Origin of the sequence: Methylobacillus draconifructus, assembly GCF_045984355.1 — a bacterium.
Taxonomy (GTDB): domain Bacteria; phylum Pseudomonadota; class Gammaproteobacteria; order Burkholderiales; family Methylophilaceae; genus Methylobacillus; species Methylobacillus flagellatus_A.
The window spans coordinates 376,895-399,171 of record NZ_JBJQII010000004.1; the positions used below are offsets into that span (position 1 = coordinate 376,895).

A 22,277-nucleotide genomic window follows, 5' to 3' on the forward strand; every position below is an offset into this window, starting at 1 on the left:
CGCATCCTTTTGCCATTCGCTTTATTCCTACAAGCCATGACCCAAAGCCGCCGCCATCTTGAATTGCTCGCTCCGGCCAGGAATGCCGATTACGGCATTGCCGCGATCAACCACGGCGCCGATGCCGTGTATATCGGCGGCCCGGCGTTCGGCGCGCGCGCCAAGGCGGAAAACTCGGTGCAGGATATTGCGCGGCTGGTGGCGCATGCTCACCGCTACCATGCCGAAGTGTTCGTGGCGTTCAACACCATCTTTCACGACAACGAGCTCGAAGCAGCGCGGCAGACCGCCTGGCAATTGTACGACGCGGGCGTGGACGCGCTGATCGTGCAGGACATGGGCCTGCTGCAGATGGATATTCCGCCGATCCAGCTGCATGCGAGCACCCAGACCGACATCCGCACCGTGGAAAAGGCGGTGTTCCTCGACCAGGTCGGCTTCACCCAGATCGTGCTCGCGCGCGAGATGGACCTCAATACCATACGCAAGGTCGCAGCCGCTACCAAGTGCAACCTGGAGTATTTCATCCATGGTGCGCTGTGCGTGGCGTTCAGCGGCCAGTGCTACATTAGCCACGCCCACACCGGGCGCAGCGCCAACCGCGGCGAATGCTCGCAGGAGTGCCGCCTGCCTTACACGCTGGAAGACAGCCAGGGCCGCATCCTCGCCAAGGATAAGCACTTGCTGTCGATGAAGGACAACGACCAGAGCGCCAACCTGCGCGCGCTGGCGGAGGCGGGCGTGAGCGCTTTCAAGATCGAGGGGCGTTACAAGGATATCGCCTACGTCAAGAACGCCACGGCCTACTACCGCCAGTTGCTGGACGACATCCTCGAGAATAGCCCGCATTACCGCCGCGCCTCCTCGGGCCGCGCGATCTTCAGCTTCGTGCCGCAGCCGGAAAAAACTTTCAACCGCAGCACCACCGAATACTTCCTGCACGGACGCGGCGAGGACGTCGGCGCGTTCGATACGCCCAAGTTCGCGGGCGAGGAAATCGGCCGCGTCACCAAGGTCGGGCCGGATTATTTTGAAGTGGAAACTTCGCTGGAATTGCACAACGGCGACGGCGTGTGTTTCTTCGACGTGCACAAGGAACTCACCGGCATGCGCATCAACACCGTGCAGGGCAAGCGCCTCTACCCGAACGAAATGCCCGCCGACATGCGCCGCAACATGAAGGTCTACCGCAACCGCGACCATGCCTTCCTGCGTTTGCTGGAAAAGGATTCCGCCCAGCGAAAAATCAGTGTGGCGATGATGCTGCATGAAACGGCGGACGGCTTCGCGCTCAGCATGCAGGACGAAGACGGCTTCATGGCCTATGTGCAAACCAGCGCGGAAAAGCAGCCGGCCGAGCAGGCGGAAAAAGCGCAAGCCAATATCCGCGACAATCTTGCCAAGCTCGGCAATACCGAGTTTTCAGCTGGCGAAGTTGCGCTGGACCTCAAGGCTGCATGGTTCATTCCCAATTCCGTCGTCAACCAGCTCCGGCGCGAAGCAGTGGCCCAGCTACAAGCCACGCGCCTGCTCGGTTACGAGCGCCCCGGGCCCGGCAAGCCCGCCGAGCCGCCTGCGCAATACCCGCAGGATACGCTGAGCTACCTCTCCAACGTCTACAACAAGAAAGCGCGCGAGTTCTACGAAAAGCACGGCGTGCAGGCGATTGCCGCCGCCTACGAAGCGAACGAGGAGCTGGGCGAGGTGCCGGTGATGATCACCAAGCACTGCCTGCGCTACAGCTTCGCCATGTGCCCGAAGGAAGCCAAAGGCGTGATCGGCGTGCAGGGCACGATTACCGCCGAACCCATGACGCTGATCAGCGGCAAGGACAGGATCAGCCTCAAGTTCGACTGCAAGCGCTGCGAAATGCACGTCATGGGCAAGGTACGCAAGAACGTGCTGCAAATGCCGCAACCGCAGCCAGTGCAGTTTTTCGCCAAACGACCTGTCTAATTACTCAATCAGATGATGCAAGTAACTTAAATTGTGAACTCTATTTAATTCACAATTGCCAATCTAACTGGTCGGCATACTGGCCGGGTGTTGCATAGTCTACTAATTTACAATCTTTGGTGAGGTTGCATTTGTAGGCAAATGCATAGGTTTTCTCGCCGGTATAACCTCCAAAAGAGTTTTTTGCATTGACGAATACATAAGAAATCCAAACCAAGGTAGGCCTACCTCCAACATTCTTCACCATTCGTTGGGTTGATCCAAACCGGAATTTTGCACTGTCCGGATCTTTCAGCATTTCCTGAATTAAGCGCTTTTCTTGATACTCATGTTCATCATGTAGATATCCCCAGTCTGTAGTGGTGGAGCGGCTGAGTAATTCTTTTACTTGCTTCTGATATGCCAGTCCACAAGCCGTTAACATGATGCAAATTGATATAGTAAGGAGAAGATGCATTTTCTTGTCTTAAATATTTTTTACGAGTTTCGCAATTTCATTTTTGAATGTAATGCCAAGGGCTATCCCACGTTGATAGCTGGCTGAGTGAGTATCATGAGGCAGGCTCTCATGTTCTTTGGTATCGAGTAATCCATCTGCTACTCCCCGCTTGAAAGATAGCCCATGTCCATGTGGGATATCTGGAATATCTAGTGTGACTTTGTGTGTGATTGCCAAGATTGAATCCGGGGAGCGCAGGATTGATGTGGTGGAGTTGTCTGAGTTAGGCAGGTATCTGCGGGTCAGGGTTGACGTGCAGTATTTGGATGATGGGCTTTAGTTGCATTGCTTGTGTAAGACGCATCTGCTCGAGGTGGGCAGTATGAGTTGAGCGAATCCAGGTTCTGGCGATTTCAATATTACTTTCATTCAAGCTCGCGCTGGTGCCTGATCGCCAGTATCAATACCTGGTCAGTGAGCGGGTCGAATTCATACAGCGCGATATAGCCGCTTCGCCCGCGTGAAATCACGAGTTCCTTCAAGTCCGTGCCGGATATTGGCCGGCCGATATCCGGGTGCAACGCCAGCAGCGAGATACCGTGATCGATGATATCGAAGGTGGCCATGGCCCATTCGCCTGATTGCTCCAGCAGAAAATCCACTAGCCTTTCAATATCCTCCAATGCAGCCGAGGAGTAGACGATGCTGGTCATCGTGTCTGCTTGATGGGTTTGGGTCTGGTTGTATGCTGGCCTTGTATCTTGTTGCGCAGGTAGGCATGCACATCTTCTGCCGCATAAGCGGTGCCGGATTGTCCATGTTCGGCTTTTGCCTCCAGGGCGCGGGCGATCAGCGCCTGCCGCTTTTCCTCTCGCAAGGTTTGTTCTGTGAGCGCGTCCAGCATGAAGGCATGCGCAGTCTTTCCTGTCGCATCGGCAAGTTGCTTGATGCGCGTTTTCAGGTTGTCTGGCAATTTGAGGCTGGTGGTTGTCATTGGCATACTGCTAGTGTTGGTAGCAATAAAGTAACACCTTGATGCAGGAATGTCAACGAGATGGCCAGTTGTCCAGCACAAGCCTTGTCATATCCAGCAGTGCTTCGCGGCTGGCACCGCTGGCGGCTTGTGTGCTCATGCCCTGATGCAAGGTGGCGATGTACTTGGCGAGGGTGGCAGGATTGGTTTGCCCAGGCAGGTCGCCTTCTCGTTGGGCGCGTTGCAGGCGCGCCGTCAGGGAAGTTTCGAACTGTTGCCTGTATTTCGCCAGTGTTTCCTTGACCGCGGCGGTTTCTTTGCTGCAACTCAGCGACCCCGTATTGACCATGCAGCCGCGGGGCGAATCCGGCGCAGTAAGGAAATGGACGCTTTCCGACAATAGTTTTTCTACCACGCGGTAGGCAGTGGGTTCGCCGAGCGCCGCCGAAACGAATGCAATCGGGCCGGCGATGTATCGCTGCAGCGCTTTCTCGAATAATTTCTCCTTGCTGCCGAACGCGGCATACAGGCTTGGCTTGTTGATTCCCATGGCATCGGTCAACTCCGCGACCGAGGTGCCTTCATAGCCATGGGCCCAGAACAATCGCATCGCAATCTCCAGGGATGCCTCCGGGTCGAATTTGCTGGGGCGGCCCCGTGGTTTCTTGATGTCAGCCATGTTCATACTCGCAATCACTATCGAATTAATAATATTGTACCACTTGGTTAAAAATTATTTGACAATGTATTTTCGCACCGTTTAATATTTATTTACCGTATGGTACATAAATATAGGAGATCAGCATGAGTAACATGGAAAGCAAGGTTGCATTGATTACCGGCGCCAACCGCGGCATCGGTTTCGAAACCGCTAAGGAACTGGGGGAGCAAGGCATCCAGGTGATATTGGCTGTGCGCGACCCCGCAGGCGGCGAAGCCGCAGCGGAAAAATTGCAGGCGCTAGGCATCAAGGCTGTCGTGGTGCCTTACGAAGCGGGCAAGCCAGGGGCCGCCGCCCAGGTGGCGGCGTTTGTCGATCAGCATTTCGGCAAGCTGGATATCCTGGTGAATAATGCAGGCATCTTGAAAGAGAACCTGGTCGGCGGCAACAACAGCAGCCAAGTGGAAGGCAAGGTGCTGCGCGATACCTTCGAGGTCAATTTCTTCGCCGTGATTGAGCTGACCCAGGCCTTGCTGCCCTTGATCAAGCGCTCCAAGGCCGGGCGAATCGTCAACCTTTCCAGCATCCTCGCTTCCCTCAGCCTGCACAGCATGCCGGATTCGCCTATCGAGCAGGCGAAGAGCGTCGCCTACAATACATCCAAGACCGCCTTGAACGCTTATACCGTGCATCTCGCGCACGAGCTCAAGCATACGGCGATCAAGGTCAATGCCGCCCATCCCGGCTGGGTGAAGACAGCGCTTGGCGGCGCCAACGCCCCGATGGAGGTGGATGGCAGCGGCAAGACCAGCGCACAACTCGCCACACTGGGCGCGGAAGGGCCCAGCGGCGGATTCTTCCATCAGGGCGAAGCGTTGCCTTGGTAAGGTTGCCGCCGCATGGCAGGCGCCTGCACTCCCGGTACCGCAAGCCATTGTTCGCCTTTGTCATGTCGGCGGTAACCTCGCTGATCGTGTCGGCGGTGATCCTGGCGTTGCGCGGCATGCCTGCGCCTCTCTTCCTGCATCAATGGGCCCATGCTTTCATCACGGCATGGCCCGTGGTGTTCCTGTCCATTATCCTGATTGCGCCGCGGATCGACTGCTTGCTGGACCGGGTCGTGGAAAGGGACTAGACAAAGCAAAGGCGTCATCAGCCTTTCGATACTTGAGGACAGTGCTTGTTCAGCCTTATCTGTTCTCTAGCAGATGGGCAACAGTCACAGTTTCGGTAGTGTGCAGAGCTGTAACCGAGCCGCCGCGAAGCGTGAAAGCTGCTACTCAATTGCCACTGCGCGGTAAAACTCAACATAGAACCTGCCGGGGATGCCGAATTCCACCCAATGGATGATCTCCGGCAATATGACGATGGTTTCCCCCGCATCGGCAATCGCTGATGCCTCATGCGGCGGCGCCAGGCGGTAGACGACTTGGCCTTCCAATACATGCAGCAGGCCCCAGATGCCGGCCTTGGTGGAATGCTGCGATTGCAGGGCGGCCGGCAGGTTGTCCGGCGTGAAGTCCGGGGTACGCTTGTAGGCTTCCAGCCCTTCGGGAAGCTGGCTGGGGATCAGGCTCATGTTTCCAGCCTGACCAGGTTTTGCGGCTTACCTTCCGCCCAGGCGCTGATATTGGCAAGCGTGGTGCCGGCGATTGCATCGAGCGCTTCGCGTGTGAGAAAAGCCTGGTGCGCGGTGATGATGACGTTGGGGAAGGTCAGCAGGCGTGCCAGCATGTCATCCTGCAATGGAAAGTCGGATAGGTCCTCGAAGAACAAGTCCGCTTCTTCTTCATAAACGTCCAGGCCCAGGTAGCCCAAGTGGCCGCGCTTCAATGCGTCGATCACGGCGGGCGTGTCCACCAATGCGCCGCGGCTGGTGTTGATGAGCATGCTGCCTTGCTGCATGCGGCTGAGCGAGCTGGCATTGATGAGGTGGTGGGTCGCAGGGCTCAACGGGCAATGCAGGCTGACGATATGGGATTGCGCCAACAATGCGTCGAGCTCGAGGTAGCTGGCCCCCAGCGCAGTCACGTCCGGGTTGGGATAGGGATCGTAGGCCAGTATCTTGCAGCCGAAGCCTGCCATGATGCGCGCAAACGCTGCGCCGATTTGCCCCGTGCCGACAATGCCTACGGTCTTGTTGACCAGGTCGAACCCCGTCAATCCGCGCAGGCTGAAATCGCCTTCGCGGGTACGGCTGTAGGCGCGCGTCAGGTGCCTGTTGAGCGCAAGAATCAATGCGACGGTATGCTCGGCGATCGCATGCGGCGAATAGGAGGGCACGCGCACGACGGCCAGGTTGAGCCTTTGCGCGGCTTCCAGGTCGATATGGTTGTAGCCTGCGGAGCGCAGCGCGATCAGTTTTGTGCCATTGGCTGCCAGCTTTTCCAGCACCGGGGCGGACAAGTCGTCATTGATGAAGGCGCAGACGACTTCCGCTCCTGCGGCAAGCACGGCGGTATCCACCGTGAGCTTGGGCTGCTGGAAGATGAATTCGGCGTTCTGGGGCTTGGGAAAGGCAAGAAAGCTTTCCCGGTCGTATACCTGGGTGCTGAAAAAGACGATGCGCATCGGACTCCTTTACATTGGCGGGCGGCAGGCTCGATGGCTTGATTAAAACATCAATACAGGCCGCAGCCAAGCAGCCACGCGGCCAAGCGCAAAACAAGCCCTCCCGCGAGGGGAGGGTGGATACGTCCAACGTCAGGGAAATGTGCCGGCGAATGAGCTTCGCTTCAAATTGTTATGCCGATCACTCTGAAATTTTCAGGTCTTCTACTAGTAATGACACGCGAGAATGAAAAAAGGACACCCCTTGATAAAAATATTTCCATAAGATTTTGTATTTATATGGTTATTTTCTATCTTCTCGAGTACTTAATAGGCGCTCCGTTGATGGGTCTTTAATTCAATTCGTCAAAATGACATTAAATTGCAATATTTATGTGGCGAAATTGTCATGCGGGCAACGCGCTTTATGTCTTCAGTTTCGCTGGGGAATGCCGTAAATGACGAAGCTGCCGCTAGTGTGGCCTCATCCCATCCAACCTGTTCCAACTCCCGAGTAAGACAATGCAACTTCATGATATAAAAATCTCCACGCGCTTGATCGGCCTGAGCGTGTTTCTTCTGCTGGGGTCGCTGATCCTGGGGCTGACGGGTTGGATCGCGCTGTCGAAAACGAACGCCTTGCTCCAGCTTACGCTGGAACAGGCCTCGTCCTCGGAAGAGGCAGTGGATACTGCCCGCAAGGCACAAGTCATATTCAAGATACAGATCCAGGAGTGGAAGAACACGTTGTTGCGCGGCCATGATATGGAAGCGTTTGCCAAATACCGGGATGCCTTCATCAAGAGCGGCAAAGAGACGCAAGAGGAGTTAGGCAAGCTGCAGACTATTTTCGCTAAGCTCGGCCTGGATGAGGACATGGTGACCGAGGCGAAAAGTTCGCTTGCCAAGCTTGAACTCGATTATCTTGATGCGCTCAAGCAGTTCGACAGCACCCGCCTCGAAAGCACGCAGGCCGTCGATAAGCTGGTCAAGGGCATGGACCGCGAACCTACTCAAAAGATCGACCAGATCGTGGCGTTTGTCAGCGAGCACTCGGCAAGCATTCGCGAGCGCAATCAACTCTCGGCGCAGAAGCAGCACGATCTTGCCGTCTCGTCGATTCTGCTGGCACTGCTTATCCTGACTGCTGCCGGCGCCGGGCTGACCTATTGGATCATCACCAGCGTGACGCGCCCGCTCAACAGCGCTATTGCAATCGCAAAGACCGTGGCCGCCGGCGACCTCACAGCTGACATCAACGTATCGTCTCAGGACGAAACCGGCCAGCTGCTCTCGGCATTGAAGGAAATGAATGACAGCCTGGTGCGCATCGTGAACAGGGTGCGCCAAGGCACCGACGCGATTGCGACTGGCTCCAGCGAGATCGCGGCAGGCAACCTGGATTTATCCTCCCGTACCGAGCAGCAGGCCAGCGCCTTGGAGGAAACCGCGTCCTCCATGGAGGAAATCACCGCTACAGTGCGCCAAAACGCGGATAACGCCCAGCAAGCCAACCAACTTGTCGCCTCCGCTTCCGAAATTGCCTTGCGCGGCGGCAATGTGGTGTCGCAGGTGGTATCGACCATGGAATCGATCAACGAGGCTTCCAAGCGGGTTGTCGATATTATCGCCGTGATCGACGGGATTGCCTTCCAGACCAATATCCTGGCATTGAATGCGGCAGTCGAAGCCGCCAGGGCCGGCGAGCAGGGGCGGGGTTTCGCCGTGGTCGCTGCGGAGGTGCGCGGCTTGGCGCAACGTTCCGCTTCGGCGGCCAAGGAAATCAAGGAGCTGATCGGCAACTCGGTGGAGCGTGTCGGCACCGGGGAAAAGCTGGTGACGGAAGCGGGAGCGACAATGCAGGAAGTGGTGCAGAGCGTGCAGCGCATCATCGATATCATGGCCGAAATCACTGTCGCCAGCAGCGAGCAGACCAGCGGTATCGAACAGGTGAACATCGCGATCAGCCAGATGGACCAGGTCACGCAGCAGAATGCGGCCCTGGTCGAGCAGGCGGCTGCAGCGGCAGCCTCATTGCAGCAACAGGCGGACGAGCTGGCTTTGGCGGTGGGCAGGTTCAAATTAGGCTGATGCGAACTGCCAGCGGATGCTGGCAATAGGTCTTCAACCGTCCGCAGAGTGCATGCGCTCTGGCCAGCAAACGCCAAAGGCCAGTACGTCGTGGTATTTCCCTTCTGAGCGGGCATGCGCGTGCAGCAAACCTTCCTGGAGCAAGCCGCATTTTTCCAGCACGCGTGCCGATGCCCGGTTATGCGCCAGGCAGCGCCCGGTAATGCGCGTAATGCCCAGCGTGTTGCGCGCGAACGCCATGAGCGCCTGCAAGGCCTCCGTGCAGTAACCCTGGTTCCAGTACTCGGCGGCAATCCAATAGCCGACTTCCGCGCGGCGGTCGGCGGCATGGATATCCAGCAGGCTGACAGTGCCAAGCAGGGCATCGTCCTGCCGCCTGGTCGCGGCAAAAATGACGCCTGTCAGCTGGTCGTGATGAACTTCATGGGTGCCGATCCATTCCTCGGCCGCACCGGGCGGATAAGGCCAGGGAATGGAGGCGCACATGGCCGCAATTCGCCGGTCTTCCAACATCGACTGCACCGTAGGCGCATCCTGTATGACATAAGGACGCACCACCAAGCGTGCCGTATTCAGGTTGGGCAACTGCATGCCGCTAAAGATAAGCGTCAAGGGGCGGGGTTCATGTATCGCAGGTGGATCGCCTCGATTTCCTGCAAAATGTCCTGCGAAAGCGGCTTCTGCCAGGCGCCGATATTTTCCTGCAGCTGGTCCAGGCTGGTAGCGCCGATAATTGTGCTGGTCACGAACCAGCGGTGATAGACGAACGACAGGGCCAGTTCGGCAGGGCTGAGGCCATGCTTGCGTGCGAGCCCCGCATAGGCCGCGCTGGCAGGGGTGACGTTGGGCTTGGTGTAGCGCTGGGCATAGCCGGGAAACAGGGTGACGCGGCCCTTGGCCTGCGGATTCTCTACGTATTTGCCGCTGAGGTGCCCGAATGCGAGGGGAGAGTAAGGCAGCAGGCTCACTTGCTCGCGGTAGACAATCTCGGTCATGCCGAACTCGAAGCCGCGGTTGAGCAGGCTGTAGCTGTTCTGGATGGAGGCGATGCGCGGCAATCCGTATTGCTCGGAAACGCGCAGGAATTCCATTACGCCCCACGGCTGCTCGTTGGATACGCCGACGTAGCGTACCTTGCCTTCCTTCACCAGTTCGGCCAGGGTTTCCAGCTGCTCCTGGATCGACACCCAGACCTTGGTTTCCTTGGCGGGGTCGAACTGGTATTGGCCGAAGATGGGCACGTTGCGCTCCGGCCAATGGATCTGGTAGAGGTCGAGGTGGTCGGTCTGCAAGCGCTTGAGCGAGCCTTCGATGGCCGAACGCACATTTTCGCGGTCTACCGCGCTCGGGCCGCCGCGTATCCAGTCGAGCTTGCGGTTGCCGCCCGCCACCTTGCTCGCGAGGATGATCTTGTCGCGCGGCTGGCGCTTGAGCCAGGTGCCGATGATGCTTTCGGTGCGGGTATAGGTCTCGGCCTTGGGCGGCACCGGGTACATCTCGGCGGTGTCGATGAAGTTGATGCCTTGCGACAGCGCGTAATCGAGCTGGGCGTGGCCCTCGGCTTCGGTGTTCTGGTCGCCGAAGGTCATGGTGCCCAGGCAGATGGCGGATACGTCGAGGTCTGATTTGCCTAGCTTGCGGTATTCCATGTGACTGTCCCTGAGTCTGTGGGAAAAAGGCAAGTGTACGTCATTTTGCGTAGGCGGGTGGCACTACTCCCCTCGTGGTATTGTCGAGCCCTGCGCGCATGCGTATGATGAACCCAACTCAATCACCGTGTTTTCCGCATGACTTACTGTGTAGGCTTGTTGCTCGACCAGGGGCTGGTCTTGGCGTCCGATACCCGTACCAATGCCGGCGTCGACCAGGTGGCCGTGTTCCCCAAGATGAGCGTGTTCGACGTGCCGGGCGAGCGGGTGATTACCTTGATGACGGCAGGCAACCTTGCCATCACGCAGGCGGTGATCAACCGTCTGCGCGACGCGATCAAGCTCAACGAGGGCGCGACATTGCACAACGTCGCGAGCATGTTCGATGCCGCGCAGCTGGTGGGCGAGCAGCTGCGGGTGGTGTACGAGCTCGACCATGAGCATTTGAAGAACCATAACACCGATTTCAACGCCAGCATCCTCGTCGGCGGGCAGATCCGGGGCGAGCCGCCCAAGCTGTTCTCGATTTACGCCGCGGGCAATTTTATCGAGACCAGCCAGGAAACCCCTTACTTCCAGATCGGCGAGACCAAGTACGGCAAGCCCATCATCGACCGCGTGATCACGCACGAGAGCGACATCATGGAGGCGGTGAAGTGCGTGCTGATCTCCTTTGATTCGACCATACGCAGCAATATCTCGGTAGCCGCGCCGATAGACCTGCTGATCTACCGCACGGATAGCTTCCATGCGGATTGCCGGCAGCGCCTTACCGAAAGCGACCCCTACTACAACACCATCCGCCAGGGCTGGTCCGACGGCCTGCGCGAGGTGTTTGCCGCTTTGCCCAACCCGGACTGGTGTTGATGTGCCGCGGTCAAGAACCGCACGGAATCCAGCCGCAAGTCCAGTATAATGTCAGGGTTTTCGATAGATCACCCTGAAAGTCCTGCTTGAGCGACCTAGACCATGTATTTTCCGCGCAAGGCCCGTTGGCGAAAACCATCCCAGGCTATCGCGCGCGCCTGCAACAGCAGGAAATGGCGCAGGCGATCGCCGAGGCGATCAAGCACAACCGCCAGCTGGTAGCCGAGGCCGGCACCGGCACGGGCAAGACCTTCGCCTACCTCGTGCCCGCGCTGCTGTCGGGCGGCAAGGTCATCATTTCCACCGGCACCAAGACCTTGCAGGACCAATTGTTCAACCGCGACCTGCCCGCCGTGCGCGACGCGCTCAAGGTGCCGGTCACCGTCGCCATGCTCAAGGGTCGCGCCAATTACGTCTGTCACTTCCACCTTCAGCGCGCGTTGAGCGAGGGCAAGTTCTATTCGCGTGAAGACGCCGCCTATGTGCACAAGATCCAGGCCTTTGCCGAGAACAGCGCCACGGGCGACAAGAGCGAGCTGACTTCGGTGCCCGAAAGCGCTACCGTCTGGCCCGCGGTGACTTCCACCCGCGACAATTGCGTGGGGCAGGAATGCGCCTTCTACAAGGATTGCTTCGTGATGGAGGCGCGCAAACGCGCGCTGGCAGCGGACGTGGTGGTCGTGAACCACCACTTGTTCTTTGCCGACGTAATGCTGCGCGACGAAGGCGTCGCCGAACTATTGCCCGCGGCGAACACCGTGATCTTCGACGAAGCCCACCAGTTGCCCGAAGTTGCGGGCATGTTCTTCGGCGAGGGCTATTCCACCAGCCAGCTCATGGAACTGGCGCGCGACTCCCATAACGAATACCTCACGACGGTCAAGGATTGCACGGCATTGCCGGAGGCGACGGCCGCGCTGGAAAAAGCCGTGCGCGATTTCCGCCTGATCTTCGCCTACGAGGGCGCGCGCCTGCCGGTGCAGAAAGCCCTAGCATTGCGCAACTTCGAGGCCGCCTATGCGACGATGCAGGAAAAGCTTGCCGAGCTGGCAAACGTCCTGGAAACCCAGGCGGAGCGCGATCCGGCCGTCGACAACTGCTGGCAGCGCGCGCTTGCGTTGCAGGCCTTGCTGCAACGCTGGCATGCCGCCGCCGATGCCAACCTGGTGCGCTGGGTCGAAGTGTTCAGCCAGTCGGTGCAGTTGCATGCCACGCCGCTTTCCGTGGCCGAAGGGTTCAGCAAGCAGCTCAACGCCCAGCCGCGCGGCTGGATTTTCACCTCCGCGACCTTGGCGGTAAAAAGCGATTTCAGCCATTACCTCGCGCAGATGGGCCTGCAGGAGGCCACCACCGGCCATTGGGACAGCCCGTTCGAGTATGGCCGGCAAGGCTTGTTCTACGTGCCGCAGGGCATGCCCGAGCCAAATAGCGCCGGATACGCGGCCGCCGTCGCCGCCATGGCGTTGCCGGTCATCAAGGCCAGCCGCGGACGCGCGTTCGTGCTCTGCACCAGCCTGCGCGCGATGCGCGAATTGCATGCGCTGCTCAAGGATGCCTTTGCTGCCGAGGGGCTGGAGTATCCGCTGCTGATGCAGGGCGACACCGCGCGCAGCGAGCTGCTGGAGCGTTTCCGTCAGCTCGGCAATGCCGTGCTGGTGGGCTCCCAAAGCTTCTGGGAGGGCGTGGACGTGCGCGGCGAAGCGCTTTCTGCCGTGATCATCGACAAGCTGCCGTTTGCGCCGCCCGACGACCCGGTGCTGGCGGCACGCATCGACAAGATGAACGCCGAGGGCAAGAACGCCTTCATGGAGTACCAGTTGCCCTATGCCGTCATCACCCTCAAGCAGGGAGCGGGGCGCCTGATCCGCGACGAACGCGACCGCGGCGTGCTGATGATCTGCGACCCGCGGCTGATCAGCAAGCCCTACGGGCGCCGCATCTGGCAGAGCCTGCCGCCGATGCGCCGGACGCGCAACGTGGAAGATGTAGTAGAATTCTTCGCTTCTTCCCCACTTGATCCGGCATGAAGCTCCTCGCCCTAGATACCTCTACGGAATACCTGTCGCTGGCCCTGCTGCTCGATGGCAGGTTTGCCGAGCGCGAGCTGCTGGCGGGCCAGTCCCATTCCCAGCGTATCCTGCCTTTGCTGCGCGAGCTTTTGAACGAAGCGGGCGTAGGGCTGCGCGACCTGGACGGCATTGCCTTCGGCGCGGGCCCCGGTTCGTTCACAGGCTTGCGCATCGGTTGCGGCGTGGCCCAGGGCCTGGCTTTCGGGGCGGGGCTGCCCGTCATCGGCGTAAGTACCTTGCTGGCGCTGGCCGAGGACGCCCAGGGAGCCGGCAGGGTGGTCGCCTGCCTGGATGCGCGCATGGGCGAGGTGTACCACGCTGCCTATGAAAAAACAGCGGCAGGCTGGCAGGAAGTCGTTGCCCCCGGACTGTATGCGCCGGATGCGGTGCCGGCAATCGAGGGCGAGGACTGGACCGGGATAGGCAGCGGCTGGAAAGCTTATGCGCAAGCGCTGGAGCAGCGCTATGGCCCGCAACTGGCGCAGTGTCTTCCCCAGGCCTATCCGCGTGCCGCGGCGATTGCGCGATTGGCATTGCCCGGGTTTGAAGCCGGCCTGGGGCGTCCGGCCAGCGAAGCCGCGCCCCTCTATATCCGCAACAAGGTCGCGCTGACCACGCGCGAGCGCGAAGCCAGGGCGGCCGGCGCATGAACGCCGTGCTGAAGCCAGAGGCCAGGCTGCGGCCCATGCAGGCGGCAGACCTGGATACCGTGTCCAGGATAGAGCCGACGATTTTCCCGTACCCCTGGACGCGCGGCAACTTCAGCGACTCGCTGAGCGCCGGCCATAGCTGCTGGGTATATGAGCGCGACGGCGAGCTGTTCGGCTATGCCGTCATGATGCTGGTGCTGGATGAAGCGCACCTGCTCAATATCAGCATCGCGGCACCCTGGCAGGGCAAGGGCTATGGACGCAATCTGCTGGCCCATATGATGGATATCGGCCGTCAGCATGGCGCGCTGAACATGTTCCTGGAAGTGCGTCCCTCCAACCAGGCGGCGCTGAGCCTGTACGAAAGCATGGGCTTCAATGAAATGGCGGTCCGCCGCGGCTATTATCCCGCGCCTGAGGGGCGCGAGGATGCCGTGCTGATGGGAGCGGCATTGTGAAGGAGGCGACATGGGCCTGAGCCGCGACGATATGTTGCGCGAGCTGGAGTTATTGCCAGTCTGGCGCTTGCGTGACCCGGCAGTATTGCCGGCTGCAGGTCAGTCGCAGGATGAGCGGCGCGAGGTTGCAGCAATTGAACCTGATCCGGTAGAGGCTAGGACAGACGCTCTTGCCAGCGAGGTCGCCAGTGAGCCGTTACAAACCCAGGCGCCAAGCCCGGTTGAAACCTCGCCGGCCCCGATAGCGGCTCAAGCGGAGCCTATGCCCGAGGCAGGCAATCATGAGGCTGGCGATATGCGGCCCGATCCGGAATATTTCGAAGCCATGCAGTCATGGCCGGAGTTCGGTGACAGCGTCGTACCGCCATTGTTTGAAGAAGAAGCTTCCGCTCCGCAGGGCGACAGGCGGACCGCCATCATGGCCATGGATTGGCAAGCCTTGCAGCAGAGCGTGTCGGAATGCGAAGCGTGCGACCTGGCACAGAAACGCACGCAAACCGTGTTCGGCGTCGGCGACCCGAATGCGGAATGGCTGTTCGTCGGCGAGGCGCCCGGAGCAGAGGAGGACAGGCGCGGCGAACCATTCGTCGGCCCGGCTGGCCAATTGCTCGACAATATGCTGGCCGCCATCGCACTGAAGCGTGGCGAGAATGTCTATATCGCCAACGTGCTCAAGTGCCGCCCGCCCGCCAACCGCGATCCGCATGGCGAGGAAGTGGTGAAGTGCGACCCTTACCTCAAGCGCCAGGTGGAGCTGATCAAGCCTAAATTGATTGTCGCGCTGGGCAAGTTCGCGGCGCAGTCGCTGCTTGCCAGCGACAAAAGCATTGCCGGCTTGCGCGGCAGGCTGCACGATTTTCACGGGGTGCCGGTGATCATCACTTACCATCCGGCCTACCTGTTGCGCAACCTGCCGGACAAGGCCAAGGCCTGGGATGACTTGTGCTTCGCGCGGGAAACCATGCGGGGCTTGCAATCGGCGGCGTCGCCCCCATCTTCAGCTTAGTTTAATGATGGGCATGAGCCCGTGTTTAGAGCGTCTGGCGAAATTCTTTCGTTAAGTTTTACCTGACGCTTCATCAGTGGATTGAATTGATTCTTGGAACGAAGGGATAGAACATGCAAAAAATCTGGTTGAAGTTGGCGGCGCTATTGATGGTGCTGACATTGAGCGGTTGTGGCTATAACACTTTCCAGAGCCTCGATGAACAGGTCAAGGCGGACTGGTCCGAGGTGCTGAACCAGTACCAGCGCCGTGCCGACCTAGTGCCCAACCTGGTGAACACCGTCAAGGGCTATGCCTCCCACGAGCAGGAAGTGCTGACCCAGGTGGCGGATGCGCGTTCCAGGGTAGGCAGCATCCAGGCAACGCCGGAACTGCTGAACGACGAGCAGGCATTTGCGCGCTTCCAGGCTGCGCAAAGCCAGATGACCTCTGCGCTCTCGCGCCTGATGGCCGTGGCCGAGAATTATCCCCAGCTCAAGGCGGATGCCAACTTCCGCGACTTGCAGGCGCAGCTGGAGGGCACCGAGAACCGCGTGACGGTCGCGCGTAACCGCTACATCAAGTCCGTGCAGGCTTACAACACCGCCGTGCGCCAGTTCCCCAACAACCTGACTGCCAAGATGTTCGACTACCAGCCCAAGCCCAACTTCTCGGTGGAGAACGAAAGCGAAATCTCCAAGGCGCCTGCTGTCAGCTTTGATAAGTAATAGGGCAGCGTGTCGGTTTTGTTGAACAAGCATTCATACGCCAGCCTGTTGGCGCAGCTATTGTGGTTATGGCTGGCGATTGCCGGCTGCGTTCATGCGGATGAGGTGGCGGTACCGGCATTGACGGCCAGGGTGACGGATCTCACAGGCACGCTGAGCCAACAGGAACAGGCTGCGCTGGAAAGCAGGCTTGCGCAATTCGAGCAGGAGAAGGGCAGCCAGATCGCAGTGCTGCTGGTGCCGACCACGGCGCCAGAGGCGATAGAGCAATATTCCATGCGTGTGGTGGAAGCCTGGAAGCTCGGGCGTGGCAAAGTCGACGACGGCGTCCTGGTGCTGGTAGCCAAGGACGACCGCAAAATGCGCATCGAGGTGGGGTACGGCCTCGAGGGGGCGATTCCCGACGTGATTGCCAAGCGTATCGTGTCCGACGTGATGGCGCCGGCATTCCGTCAGGGCAATTTCTATGGCGGCATCGATGCGGCACTGGGCTATATCACGCGCCTGATTGCCGGCGAAGGGCTGCCTGCGCCGCCCAAACCGCGGGCTCAGGGCGGCCAAGGCGGTGGCGGGTTTGGTGAAATGCTGCCCCTGCTGCTATTCGGCGGCCTGATTCTCGGCGGCGTGTTACGCGCCATATTCGGCAATTTTCTCGGTAGCGCGATCAATGGCAGCCTGGTGGGCGGCGCGGTGATGTTGTTCGGCGGCGGGCTGCTGTTTGCCGCGGCGCTGGGCTTTGTCGCATTCTTCATCACCATGGTCGGCTCCGCCATGGGCGGCGTGCCGATTGGCGGCGGTGGTTTTGGCGGTGGCCGTGGCGGCTGGGGAGGAGGCGGTTTCTCTGGTGGCGGTGGTGGTTTTGGAGGAGGGGGCGCCTCGGGCGATTGGTAAGGCATGAAAAAGCGACATACACTCCTGCGGCTGCTTGCGCATATATTCAACACCCCGTGGCATGTACGACGGCATTTCCCGGCGGCTGCATTGCAGCGCATCGAGCAGGCGATTGCCGCCAGCGAGAAAACGCATAACGGCGAAATCCGCTTCGTCGTCGAGGGCGACCTGCATCCCCTGGCCGTGCTGCGCGGCGTCACGCCGCGCCAGCGGGCGATCCAGCTGTTCTCGCAGCTGGGCATCTGGGATACCGAGCAGAACAATGGCGTGCTGATCTACCTGCTGATGGCGGACCATGACGTCGAGATACTGGCCGACCGCGGCATCAATCGCCACCTGGGCCAGCATGGCTGGGAATGCATCATCAAGGTGATGCAGGAGAAATTCCGCCAGGGGCGGTTCGAGGAAGGCGTGGTCTATGCCATTACGGAAATCGGCAAATCCTTGCAGCAGCATTTCCCCGCAACGACGGATGACAAGAACGAGCTATCCAACAAGCCCGTTGTATTGTAGAGGCTTGGTTAGGCCCGCCTAAGAACTGTAAAAAAAGCCATATACAAAAGTAGTGAAAGGCTTTGTTCGCCTGGCTAAGTGTAGTTGAGCACCTCTCCGCGCAATGTGTAGCTGGCGACGCGGCAGGCTTCGACAATTGGTCGCCAGGCGCGGCCGTAGATCTCGCTGCACGGCACATGGTCGATATGGTGCTTCATGTCTGCAGGTTCCGGCGCAAGCAGGTTGTTCGCCGCCTCGATTTGCGAGAAGATGATCATGACCTGCTCGACGGCGGTAATGGTGCCGAGGTTGTGCAGGGGAATGGCGTGCAAAGCCTGTTCGAGGCGGCCCAGCTTGCTGCGGTTGAAGTCGCGCATTTGCCGGGTTTCGTTTTTTAACGGATTGCTGCGCAACTGTTCAATATTGTGCAGTGTCAGATAGATGTCGTAGGCGATCTTGTGGGTGACCGACATCAGCCGCTTGGAATAGCCGCGCTGTTCCATGCTGCGGCGACGGGTGTCTATATAGTTTTGCCAGGCAGAAATGCCGATGGCGGCGAAAATGGCAACGACGGAGCCGATGGCCTGGACCCAGGCGGCCCATTCAGATGAAGTGAGTGTTGTCATAGCGGTACGGCGTCAATCTTTCTGTGTTGTACATGCTTGCATGCAATATGCCATGAGGTAATAAGGTTATAACAGTTTTTTGGTATTGTGGTGAGTGCCCATAAAAAAACAGCAAGAGCAACAATGCTGTCGTTTGGTGGGAAACAGGCGGGTCGGGGCCAAAAGCCGAGACCGCCAGCGTGCCGTCTCAGCTTTTGTCGCGGCATGCCGTTATATTAAATGGATACCATCCATGGAAAGGCAATAAAATGAAAGCCTTATTTAGAGGTAGTGTCATCAAGGGAATGAGGCTGGTCGGCGTATACGAAGACGAAGACCAGGCCGTCATCGAGCAGTACCTGGACCAGCTGGACGGTCCTGTCACCGACAACGGGGAAAAGCTGTTCCACCAGTTCGTCGACCTCGTCCCGTCTTCCCAATCAACGCAATATGGCGATATTCCCCCGCAGTCCCGCGTGATCCTGGTATCAGGCAGCCTGACGCGCGGTATCGTGGCGCGGGGCCCGTTCCCGGCGCGCTCGATCGCGCTAGGGTACGCGGTGAACCTGAGTTTCGGCCAAACGGCGAATTACTATGTCGTCGACCAGGAGCCCGAGTTCGTACCATTGCGGGACAAGCTGTACAGCCTGGTTGAAAAGACTGCCGCTGTTGCTTAGGCTGACGCCGCGCACGTTTCCCGATAGAATTCGCAGCATCCGAAATTTCCAAGAAGCGATAACATGCGTGCGTCACAGTTTTTCATAGCAACACAAAAAGAAGCGCCCCAAGAGGCGGAGCTTCCCAGCCACAAGCTCATGCTGCGTGCCGGCATGATCAAGCGCCTGGGCTCGGGCCTGTATAGCTGGATGCCGCTGGGCCTGCGCGTGTTGCGCAAGGTGGAGACCATCGTGCGCGAGGAAATGAACCGTGCGGGCGCGATGGAATTGCTTATGCCGGCCGTGCAGCCCAAGGAGCTGTGGGAGGAAACCGGCCGTTGGGCGGTATTCGGTCCGCAGATGCTGAAAATCCGCGACCGTCACGAACGCGATTTCTGTTTCGGCCCCACGCATGAAGAGGTGATCACCGATATCGCGCGCCGCGAGATTCGCTCCTACAAGCAATTGCCGCTGAACTTCTACCAGATCCAGACCAAGTTCCGCGACGAGATCCGTCCGAGGTTCGGCGTGATGCGCGCGCGCGAATTCGTCATGAAGGACGCATATTCCTTCCATACCAACCTGGAATCGCTGCAACAGACCTACGACGCCATGTACCAGGCCTACAGCAACGTATTCAACCGCCTGGGCCTGAAGTTCCGCGCCGTGCGCGCGGATACCGGCGCCATCGGCGGCGACGGTTCGCATGAGTTCCATGTATTGGCGGATTCAGGAGAGGATGCGCTGGCCTATTGCGAGAGCTCGGACTTCGCGGCAAATGTGGAATTGGCGGAAGCGCTGGCTCCCGCGCACCCAAGAGCCGAGGCGAAAGAAGCCCTGCGCGAGGTGGACACCCCCAAGCAGACCACCTGCGAGGACGTGGCGGCATTGCTGGGCGTCACGCTGCAGCAGACCGTGAAGTCGATCGCCGTGGTGTCAACCGACGAGGCCGGCAAGACCCAGTTCTACCTGCTGCTGCTGCGCGGCGACCATGCGCTGAATGAAATCAAGGCCGCCAAGGTGCCCGGGCTGTCCAGTTTCCGTTTCGCCTCCGAACAGGAAATCCGCGACCACCTCAATTGCCCGCCCGGCTTTATCGGTCCGGTAGGCGTTTCTGAGCAGGTCAAGGTGGTCGCGGACCGCAGCGTGGCTGTGATGAGCGATTTCGTCTGCGGCGCGAACAAGCCCAAATTCCACCTGGCCGGCGTCAATTTCGGCCGCGACCTGCCGGAGCCAGTGGCGGTGGCCGACATCCGCAACGTGGTGGAAGGCGATCCCAGCCCGGACGGCAAGGGCTCCATCAGCCTGTGCCGCGGCGTCGAGGTCGGGCACATTTTCCAGTTGCGCACCAAGTATACGGAAGCCATGGAAGCGACCTACCTCGATGAAAACGGCCAGAAGCAATTCATGGAAATGGGCTGCTACGGCATCGGCGTATCGCGCATCGTCGGCGCTGCGATCGAGCAGGGCAACGACGAGCGCGGCATCATCTTCCCCGCAGCCATGGCGCCGTTCTCGGTGGCGATTGCGCCGATCGGCTATGACAAGAGCGAGGCCGTGCAATCTGCCGCCCATGCGCTGTATGACGAGCTGTCCGCAGCGGGCATCGACGTGCTGCTGGACGACCGCGGCGAGCGTCCGGGCGTCATGTTTGCCGACCTGGAACTGATCGGCATCCCGCATCGTATCGTCATCGGCGATCGCGGCTTGAAGGAAGGCCAGGTCGAATACCAGCCACGTACCGCTTCCAGTGCCGAGACAGTGCCACTGGCGGATATCGTGTCCATGATCAGGCAGGCGCTCTGATGCAGCGGGCTGGCTTACTGTTGTTCGCCAGCCTGTGGTGCGCCAGCATATCGGCTTATGCCGGCGCGCAGAAGGAAGAGCCCCTGTCCAACAGCGTACGGGCAATGATGCAGCGCTCGATCAGCGATAGCGCCGCGCCTCGCTTGGTCTTTTCCAGCCAGGAGGAAGGGCTGGCTTGGTTGCAAGCCATGTCCAACCGCTTGCAGAAGCGTATTCCAGACACGCGGATGCGCGAGGATTTCCTGCGTACCGTGCATTACGAGGCGACGCGGGCCGGGCTGGATCCGCAATTGGTCTTGGCATTAATCCATGTGGAAAGCGCATTCAACAAATATGCGGTGTCGTCGGTCGGCGCGCGCGGCTATATGCAGGTGATGCCGTTCTGGGTCAAGGCCATCGGCGCGAATGACCACAACCTATTCCACATGCGCCTGAACCTGCGCTACGGCTGCACCATCCTGCGGCATTACCTCGATATCGAGAAAGGCGACCTCTACCGTGCCCTGGGCCGCTACAACGGCAGCCTGGGCAGGCCGGAATACCCCAACCTCGTCGTCAATGCCTGGCGCAAGTCCTGGACTTACCAGCCGACCGCCGTGCCGGTCACGGCAACGGCATTCAACTAGGCAGCCATAGTGGCAGCTGGCTCCGATCGCAACAAGCGCCGCCTGCTTGTCTATATTTCCGGCCATGGCTATGGGCATGTAGCGCAGATTGCGCCCGTGCTCAATCAATTGGCGCAGGACCAGCAGCATCTGGCACTGGTGGTTTGCAGCGCGGTCGGTGAAGGCTTCCTGCGCTCGCGCATTCATGTCCCATTTATATATGAGTCCCGTCACGCTGATTTCGGCATGCTGATGCAATCCGCGCTGGAAGTGGATGTAGCGGCCAGCGTTGCCGCCTACCTGGACTTCCATGCAGACTGGGGCGCAAAGGTCGAGGCCGAGGCCGCATGGATCGCCGCGCAGCATGCGGATGCCGTGCTCAGCAACGTGGCCTACCTGCCGTTGGCGGCGGCCGCGGTGCTTGGTCTGCCCGCCTTGTCCATGTGCTCGCTGAACTGGGCAGACATCCTCCGCCATTACGCAGCCGAACCCGCTCTTGATCACGTGCAGCAGCAAATCCGCGCCGCTTATGCCAGCGCGCGCGGTTTCCTGCGCATCGAGCCTTCCATGGAAATGCCGTGGCTGGATTGCCATGCAGTGGGACCGGTTGCGGATATGGCGCACGAAAACCGCGCCGCCATCCTGCAAGCAATCGGGCTGCAGCACGGCAGGCAGCATAAGCTGGTATTGGTCGGCATGGGCGGCATCAATACGCAGGTGAATCCTGCCGATTTTCCGCGATTGCCAGATGTGCACTGGTTATTGCCGCAAGCCTGGATGCGGGGGGTGAAGCGTGCAGATTTCCATGCGCAGGAGCCGTTGCAGATGCATTTCTCCACCCTGTTGGCGAGCAGCGATCTCGTGCTGACCAAGCCTGGCTACGGCACGTTTGTCGAGGCGGCCTGCCATGGCATTCCCGTACTGTATGTGCCACGCGACGGCTGGCCGGAACAGGATTGCCTCATTTCCTGGTTGCGGGTGAACGGCCTCTGCCTGCATGTGGATACAGGCCGGCTCGAGAGCGGGGATTTTGCCGGCAGCCTGCTGGAAATGCTCAATGCACAAAAGCCGCAACGGGTAGCACCGCGTGGCAATCGCGAAGCCGCCGGCTGGATTGCCCGGCGGCTTGGTCTTGCGTCCTGATGA

26 protein-coding genes are annotated in these 22,277 nt (G+C 59.5%); 16 read left to right on the plus strand and 10 right to left on the minus strand.

All coding sequences use genetic code 11. From position 1 onward, the window contains the following. The first annotated feature begins 36 nt into the window (after positions 1–36). Positions 37–1,956, plus strand: coding sequence for a peptidase U32 family protein (locus tag ACJSDX_RS10765; protein WP_407994673.1), 1,920 nt, complete (start codon positions 37–39; stop codon positions 1,954–1,956). A gap of 49 nt (positions 1,957–2,005) precedes the next feature. On the opposite strand, the gene ACJSDX_RS10770 is transcribed toward ACJSDX_RS10765, so the two are convergent. From ACJSDX_RS10770 to ACJSDX_RS10790, 5 genes are all read right to left on the minus strand, one after another. Next, a complete protein-coding gene (locus ACJSDX_RS10770) occupies positions 2,006–2,413 on the minus strand; it encodes a hypothetical protein (protein WP_407994674.1) in 408 nt (135 codons plus the stop codon). Positions 2,414–2,422: 9 nt separating this feature from the next. Beyond that, on the minus strand, positions 2,423–2,632 hold the full coding sequence (locus ACJSDX_RS10775) for a hypothetical protein (protein WP_407994675.1): 210 nt from the start codon (positions 2,630–2,632) through the stop codon (positions 2,423–2,425). Positions 2,633–2,820: 188 nt separating this feature from the next. Then, the gene (locus ACJSDX_RS10780; RefSeq protein ID WP_407994676.1) at positions 2,821–3,108 is read right to left on the minus strand and encodes a type II toxin-antitoxin system RelE/ParE family toxin; all 288 of its coding nucleotides are present in this window, start codon (positions 3,106–3,108) and stop codon (positions 2,821–2,823) included. Continuing rightward, on the minus strand, positions 3,105–3,389 hold the full coding sequence (locus ACJSDX_RS10785) for a CopG family ribbon-helix-helix protein (protein ID WP_407994677.1): 285 nt from the start codon (positions 3,387–3,389) through the stop codon (positions 3,105–3,107). The genes ACJSDX_RS10780 and ACJSDX_RS10785 overlap by 4 nt, the downstream gene beginning before the upstream one ends. Positions 3,390–3,441: 52 nt before the next feature. Next, the gene (locus tag ACJSDX_RS10790; RefSeq protein WP_407994678.1) at positions 3,442–4,047 is read right to left on the minus strand and encodes a TetR/AcrR family transcriptional regulator; all 606 of its coding nucleotides are present in this window, start codon (positions 4,045–4,047) and stop codon (positions 3,442–3,444) included. Between the two features lie 125 nt (positions 4,048–4,172). Between ACJSDX_RS10790 and ACJSDX_RS10795 the strand changes: the two genes are divergently transcribed. Together ACJSDX_RS10795 and ACJSDX_RS10800 are read left to right on the plus strand one after the other, a co-directional pair. Further along, on the plus strand, positions 4,173–4,916 hold the full coding sequence (locus ACJSDX_RS10795) for an SDR family oxidoreductase (protein WP_407994679.1): 744 nt from the start codon (positions 4,173–4,175) through the stop codon (positions 4,914–4,916). Next, positions 4,910–5,164: a DUF2798 domain-containing protein gene (locus ACJSDX_RS10800; RefSeq protein ID WP_407994680.1), complete on the plus strand. Its 255-nt coding sequence runs from the start codon at positions 4,910–4,912 to the stop codon at positions 5,162–5,164. The genes ACJSDX_RS10795 and ACJSDX_RS10800 overlap by 7 nt, the downstream gene beginning before the upstream one ends. Positions 5,165–5,305: 141 nt before the next feature. Here the strand turns inward: ACJSDX_RS10800 and ACJSDX_RS10805 are convergent, their stop codons facing one another. Together ACJSDX_RS10805 and ACJSDX_RS10810 are read right to left on the minus strand one after the other, a co-directional pair. Beyond that, a complete protein-coding gene (locus tag ACJSDX_RS10805) occupies positions 5,306–5,608 on the minus strand; it encodes a TehB family protein (RefSeq protein WP_407994681.1) in 303 nt (100 codons plus the stop codon). Then, positions 5,605–6,600, minus strand: a complete 996-nt coding sequence (locus ACJSDX_RS10810; protein WP_407994682.1) for a 2-hydroxyacid dehydrogenase — start codon at positions 6,598–6,600, stop codon at positions 5,605–5,607. Before ACJSDX_RS10810 ends, ACJSDX_RS10805 begins: the two co-directional genes overlap by 4 nt. 501 nt (positions 6,601–7,101) lie before the next feature. On the opposite strand from ACJSDX_RS10810, the gene ACJSDX_RS10815 reads away from it, so the two are divergent. After that, positions 7,102–8,670 (plus strand): methyl-accepting chemotaxis protein, encoded by a 1,569-nt coding sequence (locus ACJSDX_RS10815; protein ID WP_407994683.1) that lies wholly within the window; start codon positions 7,102–7,104, stop codon positions 8,668–8,670. Positions 8,671–8,703: 33 nt separating this feature from the next. On the opposite strand, the gene ACJSDX_RS10820 is transcribed toward ACJSDX_RS10815, so the two are convergent. Both ACJSDX_RS10820 and ACJSDX_RS10825 read right to left on the minus strand, forming a co-directional pair. Further along, positions 8,704–9,282 carry a GNAT family N-acetyltransferase gene (locus tag ACJSDX_RS10820; protein WP_407994684.1) on the minus strand — a complete coding sequence of 193 codons (579 nt, stop codon included), beginning with the start codon at positions 9,280–9,282 and terminating at the stop codon, positions 8,704–8,706. Then, positions 9,279–10,319, minus strand: a complete 1,041-nt coding sequence (locus ACJSDX_RS10825) for an NADP(H)-dependent aldo-keto reductase (protein ID WP_407994685.1) — start codon at positions 10,317–10,319, stop codon at positions 9,279–9,281. The genes ACJSDX_RS10820 and ACJSDX_RS10825 overlap by 4 nt, the downstream gene beginning before the upstream one ends. A gap of 138 nt (positions 10,320–10,457) precedes the next feature. On the opposite strand from ACJSDX_RS10825, the gene ACJSDX_RS10830 reads away from it, so the two are divergent. The 8 genes from ACJSDX_RS10830 to ACJSDX_RS10865 all read left to right on the plus strand — a co-directional run bounded on the left by ACJSDX_RS10830 (position 10,458) and on the right by ACJSDX_RS10865 (position 17,480). Continuing rightward, a complete protein-coding gene (locus ACJSDX_RS10830; RefSeq protein ID WP_407994686.1) occupies positions 10,458–11,186 on the plus strand; it encodes a proteasome-type protease in 729 nt (242 codons plus the stop codon). An 86-nt stretch (positions 11,187–11,272) separates the two neighbouring features. Then, positions 11,273–13,213, plus strand: coding sequence for a DNA repair helicase YoaA (gene yoaA, locus ACJSDX_RS10835; RefSeq protein WP_407994687.1), 1,941 nt, complete (start codon positions 11,273–11,275; stop codon positions 13,211–13,213). Next, complete coding sequence (gene tsaB / locus ACJSDX_RS10840; RefSeq protein WP_407994688.1) at positions 13,210–13,905, plus strand: tRNA (adenosine(37)-N6)-threonylcarbamoyltransferase complex dimerization subunit type 1 TsaB; 696 nt, start codon at positions 13,210–13,212, stop codon at positions 13,903–13,905. The genes yoaA and tsaB overlap by 4 nt, the downstream gene beginning before the upstream one ends. Next, positions 13,902–14,363 (plus strand): ribosomal protein S18-alanine N-acetyltransferase, encoded by a 462-nt coding sequence (rimI, locus tag ACJSDX_RS10845; protein WP_407994689.1) that lies wholly within the window; start codon positions 13,902–13,904, stop codon positions 14,361–14,363. The genes tsaB and rimI overlap by 4 nt, the downstream gene beginning before the upstream one ends. A 10-nt stretch (positions 14,364–14,373) precedes the next feature. After that, positions 14,374–15,369, plus strand: coding sequence for a uracil-DNA glycosylase (locus ACJSDX_RS10850; protein ID WP_407994690.1), 996 nt, complete (start codon positions 14,374–14,376; stop codon positions 15,367–15,369). Positions 15,370–15,482: 113 nt separating this feature from the next. Then, positions 15,483–16,076: a LemA family protein gene (locus ACJSDX_RS10855; RefSeq protein ID WP_309564334.1), complete on the plus strand. Its 594-nt coding sequence runs from the start codon at positions 15,483–15,485 to the stop codon at positions 16,074–16,076. A 21-nt stretch (positions 16,077–16,097) separates the two neighbouring features. Continuing rightward, positions 16,098–16,967 (plus strand): TPM domain-containing protein, encoded by an 870-nt coding sequence (locus tag ACJSDX_RS10860; RefSeq protein WP_407994691.1) that lies wholly within the window; start codon positions 16,098–16,100, stop codon positions 16,965–16,967. A 3-nt stretch (positions 16,968–16,970) separates the two neighbouring features. After that, complete coding sequence (locus tag ACJSDX_RS10865; RefSeq protein ID WP_407994692.1) at positions 16,971–17,480, plus strand: TPM domain-containing protein; 510 nt, start codon at positions 16,971–16,973, stop codon at positions 17,478–17,480. A 74-nt stretch (positions 17,481–17,554) separates the two neighbouring features. Here ACJSDX_RS10865 and ACJSDX_RS10870 read toward each other — a convergent pair whose 3' ends face one another. Next, positions 17,555–18,085, minus strand: a complete 531-nt coding sequence (locus tag ACJSDX_RS10870) for a hypothetical protein (RefSeq protein ID WP_309564336.1) — start codon at positions 18,083–18,085, stop codon at positions 17,555–17,557. 248 nt (positions 18,086–18,333) lie between these two features. On the opposite strand from ACJSDX_RS10870, the gene ACJSDX_RS10875 reads away from it, so the two are divergent. The 4 genes from ACJSDX_RS10875 (at position 18,334) to ACJSDX_RS10890 (ending at position 22,274) form a co-directional block, all read left to right on the plus strand. Further along, on the plus strand, positions 18,334–18,741 hold the full coding sequence (locus ACJSDX_RS10875; protein ID WP_309564337.1) for a hypothetical protein: 408 nt from the start codon (positions 18,334–18,336) through the stop codon (positions 18,739–18,741). Between the two features lie 63 nt (positions 18,742–18,804). Continuing rightward, positions 18,805–20,526 (plus strand): proline--tRNA ligase, encoded by a 1,722-nt coding sequence (locus tag ACJSDX_RS10880; protein WP_407994693.1) that lies wholly within the window; start codon positions 18,805–18,807, stop codon positions 20,524–20,526. After that, entirely contained in the window at positions 20,526–21,152 is a 627-nt protein-coding gene (locus tag ACJSDX_RS10885) for a lytic transglycosylase domain-containing protein (RefSeq protein WP_407994694.1), read from the plus strand. The genes ACJSDX_RS10880 and ACJSDX_RS10885 overlap by 1 nt, the downstream gene beginning before the upstream one ends. Before the next feature lie 9 nt (positions 21,153–21,161). Then, positions 21,162–22,274, plus strand: coding sequence for a hypothetical protein (locus ACJSDX_RS10890; protein ID WP_407994695.1), 1,113 nt, complete (start codon positions 21,162–21,164; stop codon positions 22,272–22,274). Positions 22,275–22,277: the final 3 nt, after the last annotated feature.